General features: G+C 68.7%; 13 protein-coding genes and 4 pseudogenes. 9 read left to right on the top strand and 8 right to left on the bottom strand.

Translation table 11 applies throughout. From position 1 onward, the window contains the following. Positions 1–42 precede the first annotated feature (42 nt). The 4 genes from QFZ82_RS34495 to QFZ82_RS34480 form a co-directional block, all read right to left on the bottom strand. On the bottom strand, positions 43–918 hold the full coding sequence (locus QFZ82_RS34495; protein WP_307716856.1) for a LytTR family DNA-binding domain-containing protein: 876 nt from the start codon (positions 916–918) through the stop codon (positions 43–45). Between the two features lie 80 nt (positions 919–998). Continuing rightward, positions 999–2,273 (bottom strand): sensor histidine kinase, encoded by a 1,275-nt coding sequence (locus QFZ82_RS34490; protein ID WP_307716855.1) that lies wholly within the window; start codon positions 2,271–2,273, stop codon positions 999–1,001. Between the two features lie 466 nt (positions 2,274–2,739). Further along, positions 2,740–3,084, bottom strand: coding sequence for a hypothetical protein (locus QFZ82_RS34485; RefSeq protein WP_307716854.1), 345 nt, complete (start codon positions 3,082–3,084; stop codon positions 2,740–2,742). A 101-nt stretch (positions 3,085–3,185) separates the two neighbouring features. Further along, the gene (locus QFZ82_RS34480) at positions 3,186–4,949 is read right to left on the bottom strand and encodes a glycoside hydrolase family 18 chitinase (RefSeq protein ID WP_307717930.1); all 1,764 of its coding nucleotides are present in this window, start codon (positions 4,947–4,949) and stop codon (positions 3,186–3,188) included. Between the two features lie 814 nt (positions 4,950–5,763). On the opposite strand from QFZ82_RS34480, the gene QFZ82_RS34475 reads away from it, so the two are divergent. The 5 genes and pseudogenes from QFZ82_RS34475 (at position 5,764) to QFZ82_RS34460 (ending at position 10,016) form a co-directional block, all read left to right on the top strand. After that, positions 5,764–6,093, top strand: coding sequence for an ATP-binding protein (locus QFZ82_RS34475; RefSeq protein WP_307717929.1), 330 nt, complete (start codon positions 5,764–5,766; stop codon positions 6,091–6,093). 272 nt (positions 6,094–6,365) lie between these two features. After that, positions 6,366–6,617, top strand: a pseudogene (locus tag QFZ82_RS39870) (carbohydrate-binding protein); the annotation flags it as partial. 15 nt (positions 6,618–6,632) lie between these two features. Next, positions 6,633–6,956, top strand: a pseudogene (locus tag QFZ82_RS34470) (fibronectin type III domain-containing protein); the annotation flags it as partial. A gap of 601 nt (positions 6,957–7,557) precedes the next feature. Next, entirely contained in the window at positions 7,558–8,337 is a 780-nt protein-coding gene (locus QFZ82_RS34465) for a fibronectin type III domain-containing protein (protein ID WP_307716853.1), read from the top strand. 158 nt (positions 8,338–8,495) lie between these two features. Continuing rightward, the gene (locus QFZ82_RS34460; RefSeq protein ID WP_307716852.1) at positions 8,496–10,016 is read left to right on the top strand and encodes a cellulase family glycosylhydrolase; all 1,521 of its coding nucleotides are present in this window, start codon (positions 8,496–8,498) and stop codon (positions 10,014–10,016) included. A gap of 138 nt (positions 10,017–10,154) precedes the next feature. On the opposite strand, the pseudogene QFZ82_RS34455 reads toward QFZ82_RS34460, so the two are convergent. Further along, positions 10,155–10,382: pseudogene (locus QFZ82_RS34455) on the bottom strand (MerR family transcriptional regulator); the annotation flags it as partial. On the opposite strand from QFZ82_RS34455, the pseudogene QFZ82_RS34450 reads away from it, so the two are divergent. From QFZ82_RS34450 to QFZ82_RS34440, 3 genes and pseudogenes are all read left to right on the top strand, one after another. Beyond that, positions 10,323–10,504, top strand: a pseudogene (locus tag QFZ82_RS34450) (IS630 family transposase); the annotation flags it as partial. The pseudogenes QFZ82_RS34455 and QFZ82_RS34450 overlap by 60 nt on opposite strands. A 61-nt stretch (positions 10,505–10,565) precedes the next feature. Then, positions 10,566–10,787: a MerR family DNA-binding transcriptional regulator gene (locus tag QFZ82_RS39865; RefSeq protein WP_373429362.1), complete on the top strand. Its 222-nt coding sequence runs from the start codon at positions 10,566–10,568 to the stop codon at positions 10,785–10,787. Positions 10,788–10,882: 95 nt separating this feature from the next. Further along, complete coding sequence (locus QFZ82_RS34440) at positions 10,883–11,872, top strand: BtrH N-terminal domain-containing protein (RefSeq protein ID WP_307716851.1); 990 nt, start codon at positions 10,883–10,885, stop codon at positions 11,870–11,872. 244 nt (positions 11,873–12,116) lie between these two features. Here QFZ82_RS34440 and QFZ82_RS34435 read toward each other — a convergent pair whose 3' ends face one another. The 3 genes from QFZ82_RS34435 to QFZ82_RS34425 are packed head-to-tail and all read right to left on the bottom strand — an operon-like array spanning position 12,117 to position 14,541. Beyond that, positions 12,117–12,809 carry a DUF4253 domain-containing protein gene (locus QFZ82_RS34435; protein ID WP_307716850.1) on the bottom strand — a complete coding sequence of 231 codons (693 nt, stop codon included), beginning with the start codon at positions 12,807–12,809 and terminating at the stop codon, positions 12,117–12,119. Positions 12,810–12,844: 35 nt separating this feature from the next. Beyond that, on the bottom strand, positions 12,845–13,450 hold the full coding sequence (locus QFZ82_RS34430; RefSeq protein ID WP_307716849.1) for a hypothetical protein: 606 nt from the start codon (positions 13,448–13,450) through the stop codon (positions 12,845–12,847). Beyond that, complete coding sequence (locus tag QFZ82_RS34425) at positions 13,447–14,541, bottom strand: M20 family metallopeptidase (RefSeq protein ID WP_307716848.1); 1,095 nt, start codon at positions 14,539–14,541, stop codon at positions 13,447–13,449. The genes QFZ82_RS34430 and QFZ82_RS34425 overlap by 4 nt, the downstream gene beginning before the upstream one ends. Before the next feature lie 509 nt (positions 14,542–15,050). Between QFZ82_RS34425 and QFZ82_RS34420 the strand changes: the two genes are divergently transcribed. Beyond that, complete coding sequence (locus QFZ82_RS34420; RefSeq protein WP_373429459.1) at positions 15,051–16,355, top strand: MFS transporter; 1,305 nt, start codon at positions 15,051–15,053, stop codon at positions 16,353–16,355. Positions 16,356–16,385: the final 30 nt, after the last annotated feature.

The raw sequence follows: 16,385 nt of genomic DNA, 5'->3' as shown, positions 1-16,385 counted from the left end.
CGTCCGGGCCGGGATCGCCGCGCGACGGATCCGGGATGTCAGTCATCTCGCACCGCCACGGTCGGGGAAGGGCCGTCGCTGGACGGGCGGCACCACGGTGGCGGACGGCGCACCGCCCGGCGAGGGCGGGCCCGCCGGGCGGCCGTCGGGCGGGCTGGTCCGAGCATGCCGTACCAGGGCCTCCCTGACCTGCCGGAGGTGGCGCCTGCTGACCGGCAGCAGCTGATCCCCCAGCCGCACACACGTCCTTCCGCCCTCCATCCGCAGCTCGGTCACTTCGCTGAGGGCGACGAGATAGCTGCGGTGGATGCGGATGAACCCGGCATCGCGCCAGCGCTCCTCCAGGGCGGCCAGCGGTGTCCGCACCAGGTGGGTGCCCGACGGGGCGTGCAGGCGCGCGTAGTCGCCGTGGGCCTCGGCGTAGAGCACCTCGCTGCGCTTGACGAAGCGTGTCACGCCGGCCAGCTCCACACAGATGACCTCGTCGGCAGGGGTGGCGGCGGCCTGCGTCGCCTGGTCGGCGGGCTCGTCCGCTGTCTCATCCGCCTCGTCCGCGACACGGCGCACCGCCTCGGCCAGGCGCTCCCGGGCAACGGGTTTGAGCACGTAGTCGACGGCGTGCAGCGTGAACGCGTCCACCGCGTAGTCCTCGTGCGCGGTGACGAACACCACCCGTGGCGGCCGGGCGAAACGGGAGACCGCGCGGGCGATGGACACCCCGTCCAGGCCGGGCATGCCGATGTCGAGGAAGACGGCGTCGAGGGGACGTCCCGCCTCCATGGCCCCGCCGATGTCGAGGAGTGCCTGAGCCCCGTCGTTCGCTGTCCGCACCTCCGCCACACGCGGGTCGCAGCGGAGCAGGTAGGCCAGCTCCTCCAGGGCCGGCACCTCGTCGTCTACCGCGAGAATGTGGAGCATATTGCGAGGTTAACCGTCTTTTGACCCGAGGTGGAACTCGAACCGGACGCCTGATGTGCACCGAATGCACGCCTATGCCGTCAGTCGCGGGCCGGCCCGTTCTGGACGGCCCGAGGGTGGAACTTCGGCACCCGCAGCCGCACCGTCGTTCCGGCGTTCGGCGCGGTCTCCACGACCAGCCCGTAGGCGTCCCCGTAGATCTGCCGCAGTCGCTCGTCGACGTTGCGCAGCCCGATCCCCGGCTCGCGCCCCGGTTCCCGCCACCGCTCGGAGCCGGAGGGCTCCACCGGGCTCTCCTCGCTTTCACCCCTGAGTGTGCGCGCCAGGCGCCCGGGGTCCATCCCCGCGCCGTCGTCCTCCACACTGATCCACGCTTCGCTCCCCGCGTCGTTGGCCCTGATCACCAGGTGCCCCGAGCCCGGGCGGCGCTCCAGGCCGTGGCGGACCGCATTCTCGACGAGGGGCTGAAGGCACAGGAAGGGCACCACCACGGAGAGGACCTCCGGTGCCACCCGCAGGGAGACCTTGAGACGGTCACCGAAACGAGCGCGTTCCAAAAGCAGGTAGCGGTCGATGCAGCGCAACTCCTCGGCGAGGGTGGTGAAGTCGCCGTGCCGCCGGAAGGAGTAGCGGGTGAATTCCGCGAACTCCACCAGCAGCTCCCTGGCCCGTTCCGGGTCAGTACGGACGAAGGAGGCGATGGCCGACAGCGAGTTGTAGATGAAGTGCGGCGAGATCTGGGCGCGCAGGGCGCGGACCTCCGCCTCCGCGACGGCGGCGCGCGAGCGGTCTAGATCGGCCAGCTCAAGTTGGGTCGACACCCAGCGTGCGACCTCCGTGGTGGCCAGGACCAGACCGGTCGAGGCCTGGGATCCGTAGACGGCGAGTGCGCCCTCCGGCCGACCCGCGACGATCAGCGGCACCACCACGCCCTGTCGCAGCAGGCAGTCGGCCCTGTCGCAGGGTGTGTCGCCTGGGCCGATGACCTCGGTGCGTCCCCTGTCGAGGGCCCGCTGAGCATGCCCGGGAACAGCCGACCCGTGGTCGTGGCCGACCGCGGAACCGTCCCAGGCCAGCACCGTGCCGGACGCGTCCGTCAGCGCCAGCGCGGGCACGCCGAGCAGCGCCCGGAGATGCCGTCCGGCCCGCCGTGCGCTCTCCGCGTTCAGCGTGGCCCGAAGCGGGGGCGCGGCCAGCGACGCGGTGTGCAGTGTCTCGTACGTCGCCCGCTCCTGCGCGGTGCCCATGAACTGCCGGTGGCCGACGGTGCGCAGCAGGAACAGCGCGGCAGCGATGAGGAGCACCAGCACCGCCCCCACGAGCAGGACAGCCGTACCGGTGGAGAACCACGCCATGCTCGGACGGTATACCCGCGCACCGGCCCGCGCAGGGCGGCGCTGCGACCCGCGCTCGGGCAGACCGCTGCCGCCCGTCCCGTCCCGTCCCGCGACACAGCGGGCGCTGGTGGGGTGGGCCGGTAGGCGGCAGGAATCACCAGGCTCCTGCCCCGGCCCCCGCCGCAGCACCTTGCGCGCTCATTCCTGATCGTGCCTGGTCCTGCGAGGACCGGTGGTGCGGACAGGTCTGCGGCCTGACCTTCTTCTTGCGGCCCTCACCGCGGGCCTGAGGGGAGGCCTTGGAGATGGTCTTCGCGCCACGACGGGACCTCGCGGCATTGCGTTGGGCACAGGAGTCGGTGCGTTCTCCGGCCGGGTGGGCGGCCCCGGCAGCTTCCTTCGGCCCTGCTTCCAGACCCATGGGTTGCACGCCTCCGCGAACCGCAGACAGGAGGCACCATCGGCAACCACCATCTGTCGATCTTCAGGTGCTCCGTGCCGGCGAGGGAGAGCCGAACGCGTCGATCACCAGACCCTGCTCGAGAATGATGCCCTTGTGCTCTGTGGCTGCCGGCTCGGACACGCCGTACCGGGCCTCGGCCCGACACCACCCGATCCCCGCCCACGACTCCGCGCCAGGCCCACAGCCGCAGCCTCCGACGACGACGTCGTCGGACTGCGCCAGGCCCAGCAGCAGCGTCTTCCCGACATGACCCTCGCCGCGCTGCGCCCACGCCAACGACCCGGCTTCCCGTCCGCCGCCGGCAGGCGCGGCGCCGAACTGCGCAATCGCATCGGCGACCTCGAGCAATGGGTCCGGAACCGGCACCGCGCCGTGTCCGGGGAGAGTGGATGCGGCTCGACAAGGGCTGCCGGGCGAACGCAAAGGAGCCCGGGAGTGGATCTCTCCCAGGCTCCTTTGCAGCAGGGCTACTGCAAACCGTTGCTGATCGCGGTCGCCAGTTCGCCATTGCTGGTGTCGCCGCTGAACTCCCAGAAGAACGCGCCCTTGAGACCCTGGTTCTTCACGTAGGTCATCTTGCTGTTGATGGTGGAGGGGGTGTCGTAGCTCCACCACTGTGTGCCGCAGTGCGCGTAGGCGGTACCGGCGACGGTGCCGGTGGCCGGGCACCTGGTCTTGAGCTCCTTGTAGTCGTCGATCCCCGGCTCGTACTTGCCGGGGGCCGGTCCGGTCGCCGAGCCGCCGGGGGCGGCCTGGGTGACGCCGGTCCAGCCGCGGCCGTAGAAGCCGATGCCCAGATTCAGCTTGCTGCCCGGGATCCCCTTGCCCTTGAGCTTCTGGATCGCCGCGTCCGAGTAGAGGCCCTGCTTCGGGATGCCGGAGTACGAGGTGAGCGCGGAGTGCGGGGCAGTGGGGCCCTGTGCGTCCCAGGCTCCGAAGAAGTCGTACGTCATCACGTTGTAGAAGTCGACGTACTGTGCGCCGCCGCCGTAGTCGGCCGCGTCGATCCTTCCGCCGGAGGACGCGTCGGCGGTGATGGCAGCGGTGACGAGCTTGCCGGTGCCGAACTTGGCGCGCATGGCCTGCATCATGTTCTTGAAGGCCGCGGCGCCGCTGGTGTCGCAGGACAGACCGCAGGCGTTGGGATACTCCCAGTCCAGGTCGATGCCGTCGAAGAGGCCGGCCCAGCGCGGGTCGTTGAGCAGGTCGTGGCAGGACTGCGCGAAGGCCGTCGGGTTCGCTGCGGCCTGGCCGAAGCCGCCGGACCAGGTCCAGCCGCCGAACGACCACAGCACCTTGATGTGCGGGTACTTCGCCTTGAGCTTCTTGAGCTGGTTGAAGTTGCCGCGCAGCGGCTGGTCCCAGGTGTCGGCGACGCCGTCGACGCTCTGGTCGGCCGTGTACGCCTTTTCGTACGCGGGGTAGGCATCGCCGATGGTGCACTTGCCGCCCTGGACGTTGCCGAAGGCGTAGTTGATGTGCGTGATCTTGGTGGCGGAGCCGCTGGTGTCCAGGTTCTTGACGTGGTAATTGCGGCCGTAGGCACCCCACTCGGTGAAGTAGCCGAGCTTGACCTTGCTGCCCGGGTCGGGAGGGTTCGTGCCGCCGCCGGTGGTGCGGACCGCGCGGGCGCCGCTGACCGGTCCGGTCTGGTCGGCGGTGTCGCGCGCCCGGACGGTGTACGAGTAGTCCGTGCCCGCGGTCAGCCCGGCGTTCGTGTACGTCGTGCCGGTCACCGTGGCGACCTTGGCGCCGTCGCGCAGCACGTCGTAGTTCTTGATGCCCTTGTCGTCGGTCGCAGCGCTCCAGCTGAGCCGCACCGAGGTGTCGGTGATGTTGTCGGCGCTCGGCGTTGCGGGGGCGGAGGGCGGGTTGTCGCCGGGAATGCTGCCGCCGTCGCAGGAGGCACCGTTGAGCTTGCACCCGGAGGGGGCGCCCGATCCGGTGCCGTTGAAGCCGAAGGAGACGGAGGCGCCGGGGGCCAGCGTGCCGTTCCAGGTCTTGTTCTTGGCGGTCCAGTGGTTGGCGGAGCCAGTGACGTCGGCGTCCCACGCGGAGGTGACAGCGGTTCCCGAGGGGAAGTCCCACTCCACGGTCCAGGAGCTGATCGAGGTGGTGCCGGTGTTCTTCACCGTCCACTTGCCCTCGAAGCCGGTCCCCCAGTCGGAGGCTTTGGTGTAGGTGGCGGTGGCCGCATCGGCGGCCTCGGCGGGAGAGGCGAGGCCGACCATGGCCGCGAGGGGGAGCAGCAGCGCGGTGAGTGCCGCCGCAGCTCTGGTGCTGATCGTTCTTCGGCGAAGAGGAATGCGGGTTCTCACGCGGTGCTCCTCGAGTAGCGGACAGACATTTCGGGGGTGGTTTGTGAACTCCGCACACTGCGTGGTCACCGCAGAGTGTGCGGCGAGACTAGGGAGGTCTGGACCAATGGTCAATAGTCCGCCCCGAAGACATCCAACTCCTGGGCCGGTGCGGCAGTTTGCACCTAACCGGGCAGCTCCAGCCCCCTGTAACCCTGTCAACTCGGGTCTTCATCGTGGCCTCGGTCATGACCAGTCGCGCCGCGATGTCGGCATTCGACTCCCCTCCACCAGGTTCCGTTTTGCTGGTGGAGCCCTCTTCCTTGCTGTTCGGTGGGCGTGCTAAAACGGGTCTACTCCTCCAATGGTGTAGACCAAAACGACCGGGGACCGCCGGAGCCGGCCCCCGTGGCAAGCCCGCCTTCCCGCGACGGTGTGGGACCGGTCGGGCACCTTCCCCCGGTGAACACGTGGCCGTGCGGCGCAAGCCTCCTCGAGCCCGGGACGCACCGGGCGCCGTGGCCCCCGATCGCGGTTGCGCCGACCGGGCTCCTGCCACCCAGAGGGCCACAGCCATGACCCACTTCGCCGCCTCCCGCCCAGGTACGGTCCCCGGCCCCACCACGACCGCCGGCAGGGCGCGCAAACCTCGCCGTTCCCGCATCGGGTTGCCGCCTTCCCAGTGGATTACCCGAATACGACCCGCGCTGTACGGGCGCTGGTTACCGCCACACTGACGGACTGACGCCTGCTCTTCCTGACCGACGACGTCCTGCTCCGTGCCTCCGAACTGGCCGGGAACGCCGTGCGCCACACGGTCGGCCCGGCGGGCAGCGCCTTGGCCGGGCGTTGGGTGACCGTGGGCCTGTGTCTGGAAAATACGGCGGCGGTCCGCGTGGAGGTGGAGGACGACGATCCGCGCCTGCCACAGCCGTGCGAGGATCCGGACGAGCTCGCGACGCAGGGCCGGGGTTTGTGGATCATCGAGCAGCTCGCCGACCGGCTGTGGTGGGAGCGAAGTGGGTATGGCGGGAACCGCCTGCTGTCGCTTCGACCTGATCCGCTACGCGGGGCATAGCGATCCGGGGACGCAGTCGTCGAGACCTTCTTCCGCGGTCGCGCCGACACCCGGACGATGACCGAGGCGCCCGACACGCTCATTTCGCATGCGCCCTCAGCACCGCCTTGTTGACCAGCACACAACCCTAGCGTGCAGCGGCGGTGCCATCGGCATTGCCGGGGTGCTGCCGGCCCCTGCGGTGCCGAGTGAGGCTGCAGCGATGCAAGAGCTCCATGGAGCTTGCGCGGCTCACGAGACACCTCTATAACCCTGGTTAGTAAAGTTTCCTAATGACAGGATCCGACATGAGACGACGCCCACTCGTACTCGCGCTGAGCGCACTGGCCGTCCTCGCAGTACCCCTGTCGACCCCCGTATCGGCCACCGGGTTCAATGCCGCGGAGGCGACGATCGCGGCCTACTCGGAGTGGCGGGCGTGGACCCCCTACTCCGTGGGAGATCGGGTGACTTACGCCGGCGTCGAATACGAGTGCCTGCAGAGCCACACGTCCCAGCCGGGGTGGGAGCCGCCGAACGTGGCGTCCCTGTGGAAGAAGGTCGACGGGAGTGGCGGCGGTGGCGGCGACATCACGGCGCCGAGCGTGCCTGGCGGCCTGCGTTCGACCGGGACCACCGCCGCCAGCGTGTCCCTCGCGTGGAACGCCTCCAGCGACAACGTGGGTGTGACCGGGTACAACGTCTACCGCGGCGGTTCCCAGGTCGCGTCGGTTTCCGGCACGTCCTACACCGACAGTGGACTGTCCTCCGGTACGGCCTACAGCTACACGGTCAAGGCCAGGGACGCGGCCGGGAACCTGTCCGGCGCCAGCAACACCGTCAACGCCACCACCGCCACCGGCGGGGGCTCGGGAGACAGTGGCCCGGTCGAGCCGGGCGGCTGGATCTCGTACTCTCCCAGCTTCAGCATCCAGGAGCGCGGCTGCGGCGTGGTCAGCAACCTGACGTTCCGTCTGACCTGTTCCGCTGCTGATGGCGACCAGCGGGCCGAGCGGCGCTACGCCACATACACCGGCGGCAGCCGCCAGTTCGAGGGGTACTTCCGGATCACCAGCATGGGTGGCTCCCGCGTCAGCCTCAAGCAGACCTTCCAGACAACCGGCCCGTTCTTCATGCTCGCGGTCGAGCAGGGCGGACGGCTCTACGCCGTACATGGAGGGACGACGATCGCGACCGGTGCCACGATCGGCACCAACGTGCGAGTCAACACAGTCCACGTCGTCGGCAGCAGCCACCGCACCTACATCAACGGCTCACTGCGCCACAGCGTTTCAAGCCCCTCCGGCGACTTCTACGACAAGTTCGGCGCCTACCGCACCGCCAGCGGAAGCGGGCCGATCGGCGTCGACTGGAGCGGAATCCAGTTCTGGCGCAAGTGAACCGGACTTATCAGCACGACGTGACCCTCCCGGCCGCGCCGCACGCAGAGCCGGGACGGTCACGATCTTTCACCCGAGGCAGGCAATGACCGCAAAGACTTCGATGCTGACGCTTGCGCTGCTCTTGGGCTCGCTGACCGGGTGCTCCGGTGCCCATACCCAGAAAGCCGAGCCCCGCCCGGTAGAGGAGCTCTCGGCCACCCTGATCTCGCCCACTGACATCGTGCTGGAGTGGCGGGCACACGACCGGGACGCCGCCGGCCGCGTCCTCGAGTTCGCGACGGACCGGCAGGGCCCCTACACCCCGTTGGAGTTCCTGCCGTCCCGGAAGACGAGCTTCACCCACCCCGACCTGCTGCCGAACACGCCGTTCTACTACCGGCTCCGTGCCCTCTACGGCCCGGCCTCGGAACCGATCAAAGTGACCCTGCCCAAAGGATCCTTCAATGAGAAGGCTCAGAGAGGCGATCATGACTGGACAGCGCCCACGACGGCTCCGGGGCGGCCGACCGCCACCGCCTCGATCGCAGAGGGCGCCGCCGCGCCGACGGGCCTGAGCGCCGCCGTCATGCACGCCAACGGCATCAGGTTCCAATGGAGCGACCGGGCCACTGATGAAGAGGGACAGCTCCTGGAGGTCAAGCCGACGGGCAGCTCGGAATTCAAAGTGGTCGCCGTCCTCGATCCCGACGTCAACTCATTCGGCCTGATCACCTTGCCGCACGAGAAACAGGCCTGGTACCGCGTCCGCGCCTTCACCTACGGGCCACCATCCAAGGTCGCACACCAGAAAACCCGCTCCGCCCGGTTCGCCGACGAGCCCTCTTCGGCAGTCTCGACGGGGACACCCGGTTCGCCGGACTAGCTTCGAGAAACCGGCAGGCCGGCGCTGCCCGCCTCGGCCGGGGCGAACACCGCGCCGGCGTCCGCTCGACGCGTGCGAACCCAGCTCATACCCGCGCGATTTGTCATGTACGCAATCATCGCATAAGGAAATTCTCCTCACAACGAACGGAGAGTTGTATGAGGCCTGCCCGACCTCGGCCCAGCGCGCTGCTGGCCGCGCTGCTTCTCGGACTGACCGCACTGCACACCTCCAACGCCACCGCCGACCGTCAAGAGGTCGAGATCGGGGGATCGACCGTACTCGCTGCCTATGCCGCCTGGGAGCCGTGGATGGCCTACGCCGTGGGAACACGGGTGACGTACAACGGCATCGATTACGAAGCGCTGCAAAGCCACACCTCTCAGCCGGGTTGGGAACCGCCGAACGTGCCCGCTCTCTGGAAGGCCGTCGGCGGCGGCAGCGGTGACACCACGGCGCCCAGCGCGCCAAGCGGCCTGAAGTCCACCGGCGTCACGGCCGCCGGCGTCTCCATGTCATGGACGGCCGCTATCGACAACGTCGGAGTGACCGGTTACGAGGTCTACCGCAACGGCACACGGGTGGCCACGCCGACCGGCACCTCCTACACCGACAGCGGACTGGCCACCAACACCACCTACACGTACATGGTCCGGGCGAGGGACGCGGCAGGCAACGTCTCCGCCGCGAGCAACCAGATCACTGCGACAACCTCGTCCACGGGATCCGACGCGGGCTCGACTCCGGCCGCGATCAACGGGCAACTCGAGGTCTGCGGCATCAAGCTGTGCAACCGGTACGGCAACCCGATCCAACTGCGCGGAATGAGCACCCACGGTCTGCAGTGGTACAACCAGTGCCTGACCACCGGGTCCCTCAACGCACTTGCCACGGATTGGGACGCGGACGTCATGCGGATCTCCATGTACATCCAGGAGGGCGGCTACGAAACCAATCCGCGGCTGTACACCGACCGGGTGCACAACCTGATCGAGCAGGCCACGTCCCGCGGCATGTACGCGATCGTCGACTGGCACATGCTCAGCCCCGGCGATCCCTACTACAACCTCAGCCGCGCCAAGACCTTCTTCACCGAGATCGCCCAACGCCACAACAACAAGACCAACCTGCTGTACGAGATTGCCAACGAGCCCAGCGGCGTCAGCTGGTCGCGCATCAAGGGCTACGCCGAGGAACTCATCCCGGTCATCCGCGCCAACGACCCGGACACCCCCGTTCTGGTCGGCACACGCGGGTGGTCCTCGCTGGGCCTCTCGGAGGGCGGCAGCGAGACCGAGGTGATCAACAACCCGGTGAACGCGTCCAACATCATGTACACCTTCCACTTCTACGCCGCCTCACACGGCAGCACGTACGTGGGCGCCCTGTCCCGCGCCGCCGACCGCATCCCCATGTTCGTCACGGAATTCGGTACCCAGACCGCCTCGGGCGACGGGACCAACAACTTCACCCGCGCCCAGGAGTATCTCGACCTGATGGCGGCCAAGAAAATCAGCTGGGTCAACTGGAACTACTCCGACGACGAACGCACCGGCGCCGTCTTCAAGCCCGGCACCTGCAACAACAACGGCCCCTGGACAGGCACCGGCTCACTCAAGCCCGCCGGCGTCTGGGTCCGTGACCGGATCAGGACCCCGGACAACTTCCCGACCGGCTGAACGGCACTGCCCCCGTCCCGCGTTCGGCGCTTCGAGCGGCGTCATCCATCAGTCGGGCCCCACCTTCCAGCGGAACTTCTCACGATGACCGGACGGCCCGGCGCGCAGCCCCGGCGGTTCCGCTTGCGCCTGGCGCCATCAGGGTGAGGTCTTGGACTGCGCCTCGCGGCCTTGGGTGCGCAGTTGGTCGTTGATGCGCTGGGCGTCTTCGAGTTGGTCTTCGAGGATGACGATGCGGCAGGCGGCCTCGATGGGGGTGCCCTGGTCTACGAGTTCGCGGGCGTCGCGGGCGGCGATGCGCAGCTGATCCAGGCCCTGGACAGGTCCCAGCCCGTGCTGCCGATGATGCCCGGGGTTCCCGAGCGGGCCACCCACGACTACGTTCGCGCGGCACCACCACACAGTTCGCCGCACTGGAAGTCGCCAGCGGCAAAGTGATCGGCTCCCTGCACCGCCGGCACCGCACCGAGGAGTTCAAGAAGTTCCTGATCAAGTTCAACAGGGCACAGCGGTGGACTCTCCCACCATGGGAGAGTCCACCATGATGGCGTGCAAGACGGCCTTCTCACCATCGGGCGCTTCGCCCGCCTGTGCCGGCTCAGCGTCAAGCAGCTGCGGCACTACGACGAGATGGGGCTATTGGCTCCTGCCCGCGTGGACGCCGGCTCCGGCTATCGCTATTACGCGTATGCACATCGGGCCCTACGCCAGCTGCCCCTGGCCTACAACGCGCTCTTTGCCGCCGTCCACGAGCGCGGTCTGCGCCCGTAAGCGCCCGTACGTGAGGCCTATCTCGTCGGGCCGGCGGAGGCACCGCAAGAGGAACTGATGACCCGGCTGATCATCCCCGTCCAGGAGAGCATGGCATGACCACGGTGAAAGGCATCGATGCCCGCAGTACACAGCACTGCGAGACGACAGCTCTGGGAGTGCTGCTGCGGCACCAAGGGCTCGATCTGTCCGAGCCCATGCTCTTCGGCCTCGGCTCCGGTCTGTCCTTCATCTACTGGGACAGCAAGAACATGGGTTTCCCCTTCCTCGGGGGACGGGTCAAGCCTTTCGATCTCACCAGAAACCTGGCCGCCGGACTCGGGCTGGAGCTCCTGGTCCAGGAGACCACTTCCCCCCGCAGGGCATGGGAGAACGCGGCAGCCCACATCGACGCCGGCCGCCCCGTCGGACTGCAGCTCGACAGCTACTACCTGGATTACTTCGGGTCGAAGGTGCACTTCAGCGGTCATGTCGTCGCCATGTACGGCTATGACGACCACGACGCCTACCTGGTGGACACCGACCAGCAAGGCGGAGCCGTGTCCACCAGCCTGACCAGCCTCGCCAAGGCCAGGGCCGCGCGCGGCCCGATGACCGCCAAGCAGCGGTCCTTCACCCTCACCGCTCCGACGAACCTGCCCTCCCCACAGGGCCAGATCATTCCCGCCATCACCGCCTGCGCCGACGCCTTCCTCAACCCGCCCATCGCCAACCTGGGCCACCGTGGGATCGAGAAGGCCGGCAAGCTGGTGCGCACATGGCTCCAGCGGACCGACAACCCGCAACGGGACCTGCCCCAAGCCGCCCTCTCGATGGAGAAGGCCGGCACCGGCGGTGCCCTGTTCCGTAATCTCTACCGCGACTTCCTCGCCGAATGCACCCAACTACTCGACAGCAGCCACCTGCGCACCGGCCACGGGCTGTACACCGAGGCAGGCATCCTGTGGACGGAAGCCGCAGCACTGATCACAACAGCCGGCGAATCAGGCGATGCGCAGCACCTCGCACAGGCAGGAACCATCCTGTGCGATCTTTCACGCCTGGAGCGCGAGGCCATGCAGGCGCTGAGCTGCCTGCAGGAGTGAGACACCGAGCGGATCCAGCCCGCAGCGGCTCGAACCGCGCTGTTCGCCGTACAGAACAGCCGTGCGCGCGAGTCGCTTGGCACCGTCCAGGTGGCGGAGGTCGAACGCCGCCTGTGGCAGCAGTGCCGACGCCTGCCCGGCAAGGATGAGCAGGACCTGCTGCTGGGCGGGACTGCTGTGCGCTCACGGTCGAGCTCCGCCTTCTTGACCACACCTACTTCCTTGGGCAGCCCGGCCGTCATGCCTAGTCCCACCAGAACGACCAGGAAGTCCGCCCCACGAGCTCCGCCGCATACTCGGGGAACGGCGTGGGCGGGTCATCGACGATGTTGTCCGCGGTCGACAGCACGTGCTCCAAAGCGAGCAGGTTCGCGTGCTCTGCTTCAACGGGAGGTCTCGCGACCGAGACATACAGCTCGCTGCCGAACACGGCCACGACCTGGGCACCGAAACGGTCCTCCCAGCTGCGCAGGAGTGCACACAGCAGAGGAAGCGGCGCCTTTGCAGACCAGCCGATCAACGCCAGAGCATCGCCGCTGCGATGGGCAGGGACGAGAACGAGGCGACACGCGTCCAGCCCGAACCGGCCCGTCTCGATGAGCCCGGCCAGCAGGCTTGACGCAGCCTCCTCGGGCGCGGAGCCTTCAGAGGTGAGGGGCAACTCAGGCGCCAGGCCCGGCCACTGTTCGAAGGGCGGCCCGGGGTCGTGTGGCCACGGCTCGACTCCTTCAGGTACCGGGGCCGGCGTCGGATCCGTCCAGAACGGCAGCTTCCCGCGGCGATACTCGGCGAAGTCCGCGGCCAGCACCCCCTCCAGGCGGACGGCGCCCGCGCCTCCGACACCAACCGGCTGTCGTGGGCGGCAGTGGGCCCGGATCACCTCACCAGGGACCGCGGCCGCCGTTCGCCCGGCCAGATGCGTCTGCGCGGCGCCCATGGCGTCGACCGTCCTGCCGGCCGCTTGACGACCTCTCAGGGAGCCGTCAGCGGTTCGAGTCCGAAGGTCCGGCTGAGCCGTTCTTCGACCGCCTCGAGGCCCTTGATGCCCTTGGCGAGTTCCTTCCAGCCCCGGTCCATCTGCCTGGCCTCCTCGGCGCTCTGGCTGCTCTCGCCGGTGTCGAGCCGCGTCACGTCGTACACGGCGCCGCCACCCTCGCTGATGTTCTTGAGGGCGGCCGCCCAGGCGGCCTGGGTCTTCGGGTCGGGGATGGGAGGGTACTCCTTGGCCTCGCGGACGTCATCGAAGAACCAGGTGAAGTCGATGACCCACCTGTCCTCCTCATGGTGGGAGTACACCTCCTCCGCCCGGCGGTGCACGCCGGTGATCTGCTCCTCACCTCCGGACCAGTACCAGAGCGCAACATTGGCGGCGGTCTGAGCGGAGGTGGTGGCGGACGGGTAGTGCGTCGGCGGAGTGCTCTCCGTCGGCGTCAGCGGGTCGGCGATCGCCGTGGTGGTGTCCGTGGGCGTCGGTTCAGTGGCCGGTGCCGCGCCGGGAGCGGTGGAACAGGCGGCCAGGGTCACGGCGGCTGCGAGCGCGGTGAACACCAAGCCGAGGTGTCGTGTCGGTGGCTTCATCGCGCGGTCCTCCTCATCAGCTCGGCCAGCAGACGCGCGCGGGGGACCATCTGCGCTACCTCCACGTACTCGGTGTCCGCGTGGGCTCCGCCACCCACGGCGCCCAGGCCGTCCAGGGTCGGGCAGCCCGTCGCCGCGATGTGGTTGCCGTCCGAGGCGCCTCCGACGACGGCTGCGCGCAGAGGCGCCTGGTCCAGTTCCGCGGCGACGCGGGAGGCGAGGGAGAACAGATCGGCGCTGGACTCCGGTTCCATGGGCGGCCGCCCGGGGCCGCCCAGGACCTCCAGCCGGGCACCGGGCGTTCGTGGGGTGAGCTCTCGTACGAGCCCGTCGATCCGGTCCTGTGCCGCCGCGGTCGGTACACGTACGTCCACCGACACCCTCGCCGTCGCGGGCACCGTGTTGCGCGCGCTGCCGGCCGACAGCAGGGTGGGCGTGACGGTCGCGGCGCCCAGAAGAGGGTGAGCCGCGCCCACGGCTGCCTCGATGCCGGCGAGGGCGAGTACCTGGTGAGCGGCCTCCACGGCGGCGTTGACCCCCTTGTGCGGTTCCTGACCCGCGTGGGCTGCCCGGCCGTGCACCACGACTTCGTACCGTGAGGTGCCCTTGCGGGCGGTCTTGAGCGCACCCCTCTCGTCCGCGGCCGCCTCCAGCACGAAGGCGGCGACGCACCCCCGCGCGGTTTCCTCGATCAGGTGCCGGGATGTCGGGGAGCCGACCTCCTCGTCCCCGTTGACCAGGACGCACACTCCGTCCGGGGAAGGCAGCGAGGCCAGCGCGTGGAACATCTGCACCAGTCCCGCCTTCATATCCAGGACCCCGGGGCCCCGGGCCATGCCGTCGGCCACCGACCAAGGACGGGACCGGAGCGAGCCGATGGGCCACACCGTGTCGTGGTGTCCCACCAGCAGCACCCGCGGGGTACCGAACGCCCACCGCAGATGGGTCACTCCGTCGATCACGATCGTCTCCGGCTCGGCTCCCAGCAGCCTCGTGCCGAGGGCGCCGACCGCCTCGGCACTGCGCGCCACCGCGGCGTGGTCTCCCGAGAAGGACTCGCACCGGACGAGTTCCTTCAGATCAGCGAGCATCACCGGCAACTGGAGCACGCCCCTCCGGTTCACTGATCCCACCGGCCCCGCCTCTGCTCAGCTCGTCGCAACATCACACCTCTCCCCTCGGATCGCACGTGTCGGTGGAGCGGCCGTGCGCCTTCCTCCTCCGCAGCGCCGCCGCACGAACGACGCTAGGGCGCGGCAAGAGATGTCACCAGCGACTGGATTGCATGGAATCCATGCGCCACAGACATGGGTTGAGGACGAGTCGAGGGACGAGGGGAGGCCCGGCGGCGGGAGGAACGTGTCGAGAACGACGCGCTGCGGCTGCCCGTGGCCGTGGCCGAGACGGGGTCGTTCACCAAGGCGGCAATCCGGCGTAGAGACGACCGGGGGCCCGCGCGCCGGGACACCGGATTCCCTTCGAAAGGGCGCCAGACTTGGCCGACATCCTGCGCATCTGGGCTCACCACATTCCGGCGGATGAGAGGCTGGAAGCGCGGATTTCCCGGCGAGGCCCGCGTCGGGCGGCTCAGCAGCCTCCGATGTGCCTCCTCTCTGGCGATCGGAGGTACACCGTGGCGTCCACGCCGAGCGGGCTGGGGCCGGACGGCCAGGAGGTGACGGGCCCTCTGTCCTGGTACCGGTCGTTCACTCGCGAGGGACGCCGGGCCTTCAAAGGGGCGTTCGGTGGCTTCGCTCTCGACTCCTACGACTTTCAGGTACTGCCGCTGAGCATGGTCGCGATCGCGGGCTACTTCAGCCTCAGCACGGCGCAGACGGGGCTGCTGACAACCGTCACACTGCTGATGTCTGCGATCGGTGGAATTCTCGCCGGGGTGCTGATCGACCGTGTGGGCCGGGTCCGCACCCTCATGATCACCGTGGGCACCTACGCCCTGTTCACCGTGCTGTGCGGTTTCGCCGTGAACTATCCCATGCTGCTGGTGAGCAGGGCCTTTCAGGGCATCGGTTTCGGCGGCGAGTGGGCGGCCGGTGCCGTCCTGGTCGCCGAGTACGCCAGGAGCCAGTACCGGGGCCGGGTGCTGGCCTTCATCCAGAGTTCCTGGGCCGTCGGCTGGGGGCTGGCGGTCATCGTGAGCACCGTGGTGATGGACAACCTCGATCCCGCCATCGCCTGGCGCGTGATGTTCTGGACCGGCGCTCTTCCCGCACTGCTGCTGGTGTATGTGCGCCGCAAGGTGCAGGACGCCCCCCAATTGACCAGGCGGCTCGCGAAGGAGGTGCGCGTCCCGCTGTCATCGGTCTTCCAAGGCGCCCTGGCCCGCAAGACGTTCTTCGCCACCCTGCTCGCGACGGGGGTGCAGGGCGGCTACTACACCATTGCGACCTGGCTGCCCGCCTATCTCAAGACCGAACGCGGTCTGACCGTCGTCGGTACCGGCGGCTATTTGTTCGTGCTCATCACCGGCGCCTTCTGTGGTTACGTCACCGCCGGCTACGTGGTCGACTTCCTGGGACGCAAGAAGTCCTTCGCCCTTTTTGCGGTTCTCAGCGGGGGCCTGCTGATGGCTTACATCAACATCCCCCAGGGTTCCAACAGAATGCTTCTGGTCCTCGGCTTCCCTCTGGGTTTTTGTGCCTCCGCCATCTTCTCTGGCTTCGGCGCTTTCCTCGCCGAGCTCTACCCGAGTGCTGTCCGGGGCACCGGGCAGAGTTTCACCTACAACGTCGGACGCGCCTGCGGGGCCTTCTTCCCGACTTCCGTGGGGTTTGCGGCAGGCGACGAAGGCGTCGGCGGCGCTCTTGTCTACGGCGTCATGGGTTACGCCGTCGCCCTCATCGCCCTCGTCGGTCTGCCGGAGACCCGCGGCACGGAACTCACCTGACCGGCTCAGCGGCACAGGCAGCCGCCGGTC

This window comes from Streptomyces sp. V4I23 (assembly GCF_030817975.1).
GTDB lineage: Bacteria > Actinomycetota > Actinomycetes > Streptomycetales > Streptomycetaceae > Streptomyces.
Note: the sequence above shows the minus strand (reverse complement) of the source record. Positions and strands in the feature narration are given on the sequence as shown.

Excerpts from the sequence above, each read along its gene's own strand:
- QFZ82_RS34490 (WP_307716855.1), bottom strand. The coding sequence starts at position 2,273 with ATGGCGTGGTTCTCCACCGGTACGGCTGTCCTGCTCGTGGGGGCGGTG.
- QFZ82_RS34465 (WP_307716853.1), top strand. The coding sequence starts at position 7,558 with ATGACCGCAAAGACTTCGATGCTGACGCTTGCGCTGCTCTTGGGCTCG.
- QFZ82_RS34435 (WP_307716850.1), bottom strand. The coding sequence starts at position 12,809 with ATGGGCGCCGCGCAGACGCATCTGGCCGGGCGAACGGCGGCCGCGGTC.
- QFZ82_RS34480 (WP_307717930.1), bottom strand. The coding sequence starts at position 4,949 with ATGGTCGGCCTCGCCTCTCCCGCCGAGGCCGCCGATGCGGCCACCGCC.
- QFZ82_RS34495 (WP_307716856.1), bottom strand. The coding sequence starts at position 918 with ATGCTCCACATTCTCGCGGTAGACGACGAGGTGCCGGCCCTGGAGGAG.
- QFZ82_RS34420 (WP_373429459.1), top strand. The coding sequence starts at position 15,051 with ATGTGCCTCCTCTCTGGCGATCGGAGGTACACCGTGGCGTCCACGCCG.
- QFZ82_RS34430 (WP_307716849.1), bottom strand. The coding sequence starts at position 13,450 with ATGAAGCCACCGACACGACACCTCGGCTTGGTGTTCACCGCGCTCGCA.
- QFZ82_RS34460 (WP_307716852.1), top strand. The coding sequence starts at position 8,496 with ATGAGGCCTGCCCGACCTCGGCCCAGCGCGCTGCTGGCCGCGCTGCTT.
- QFZ82_RS34425 (WP_307716848.1), bottom strand. The coding sequence starts at position 14,541 with ATGCTCGCTGATCTGAAGGAACTCGTCCGGTGCGAGTCCTTCTCGGGA.
- QFZ82_RS34440 (WP_307716851.1), top strand. The coding sequence starts at position 10,883 with ATGACCACGGTGAAAGGCATCGATGCCCGCAGTACACAGCACTGCGAG.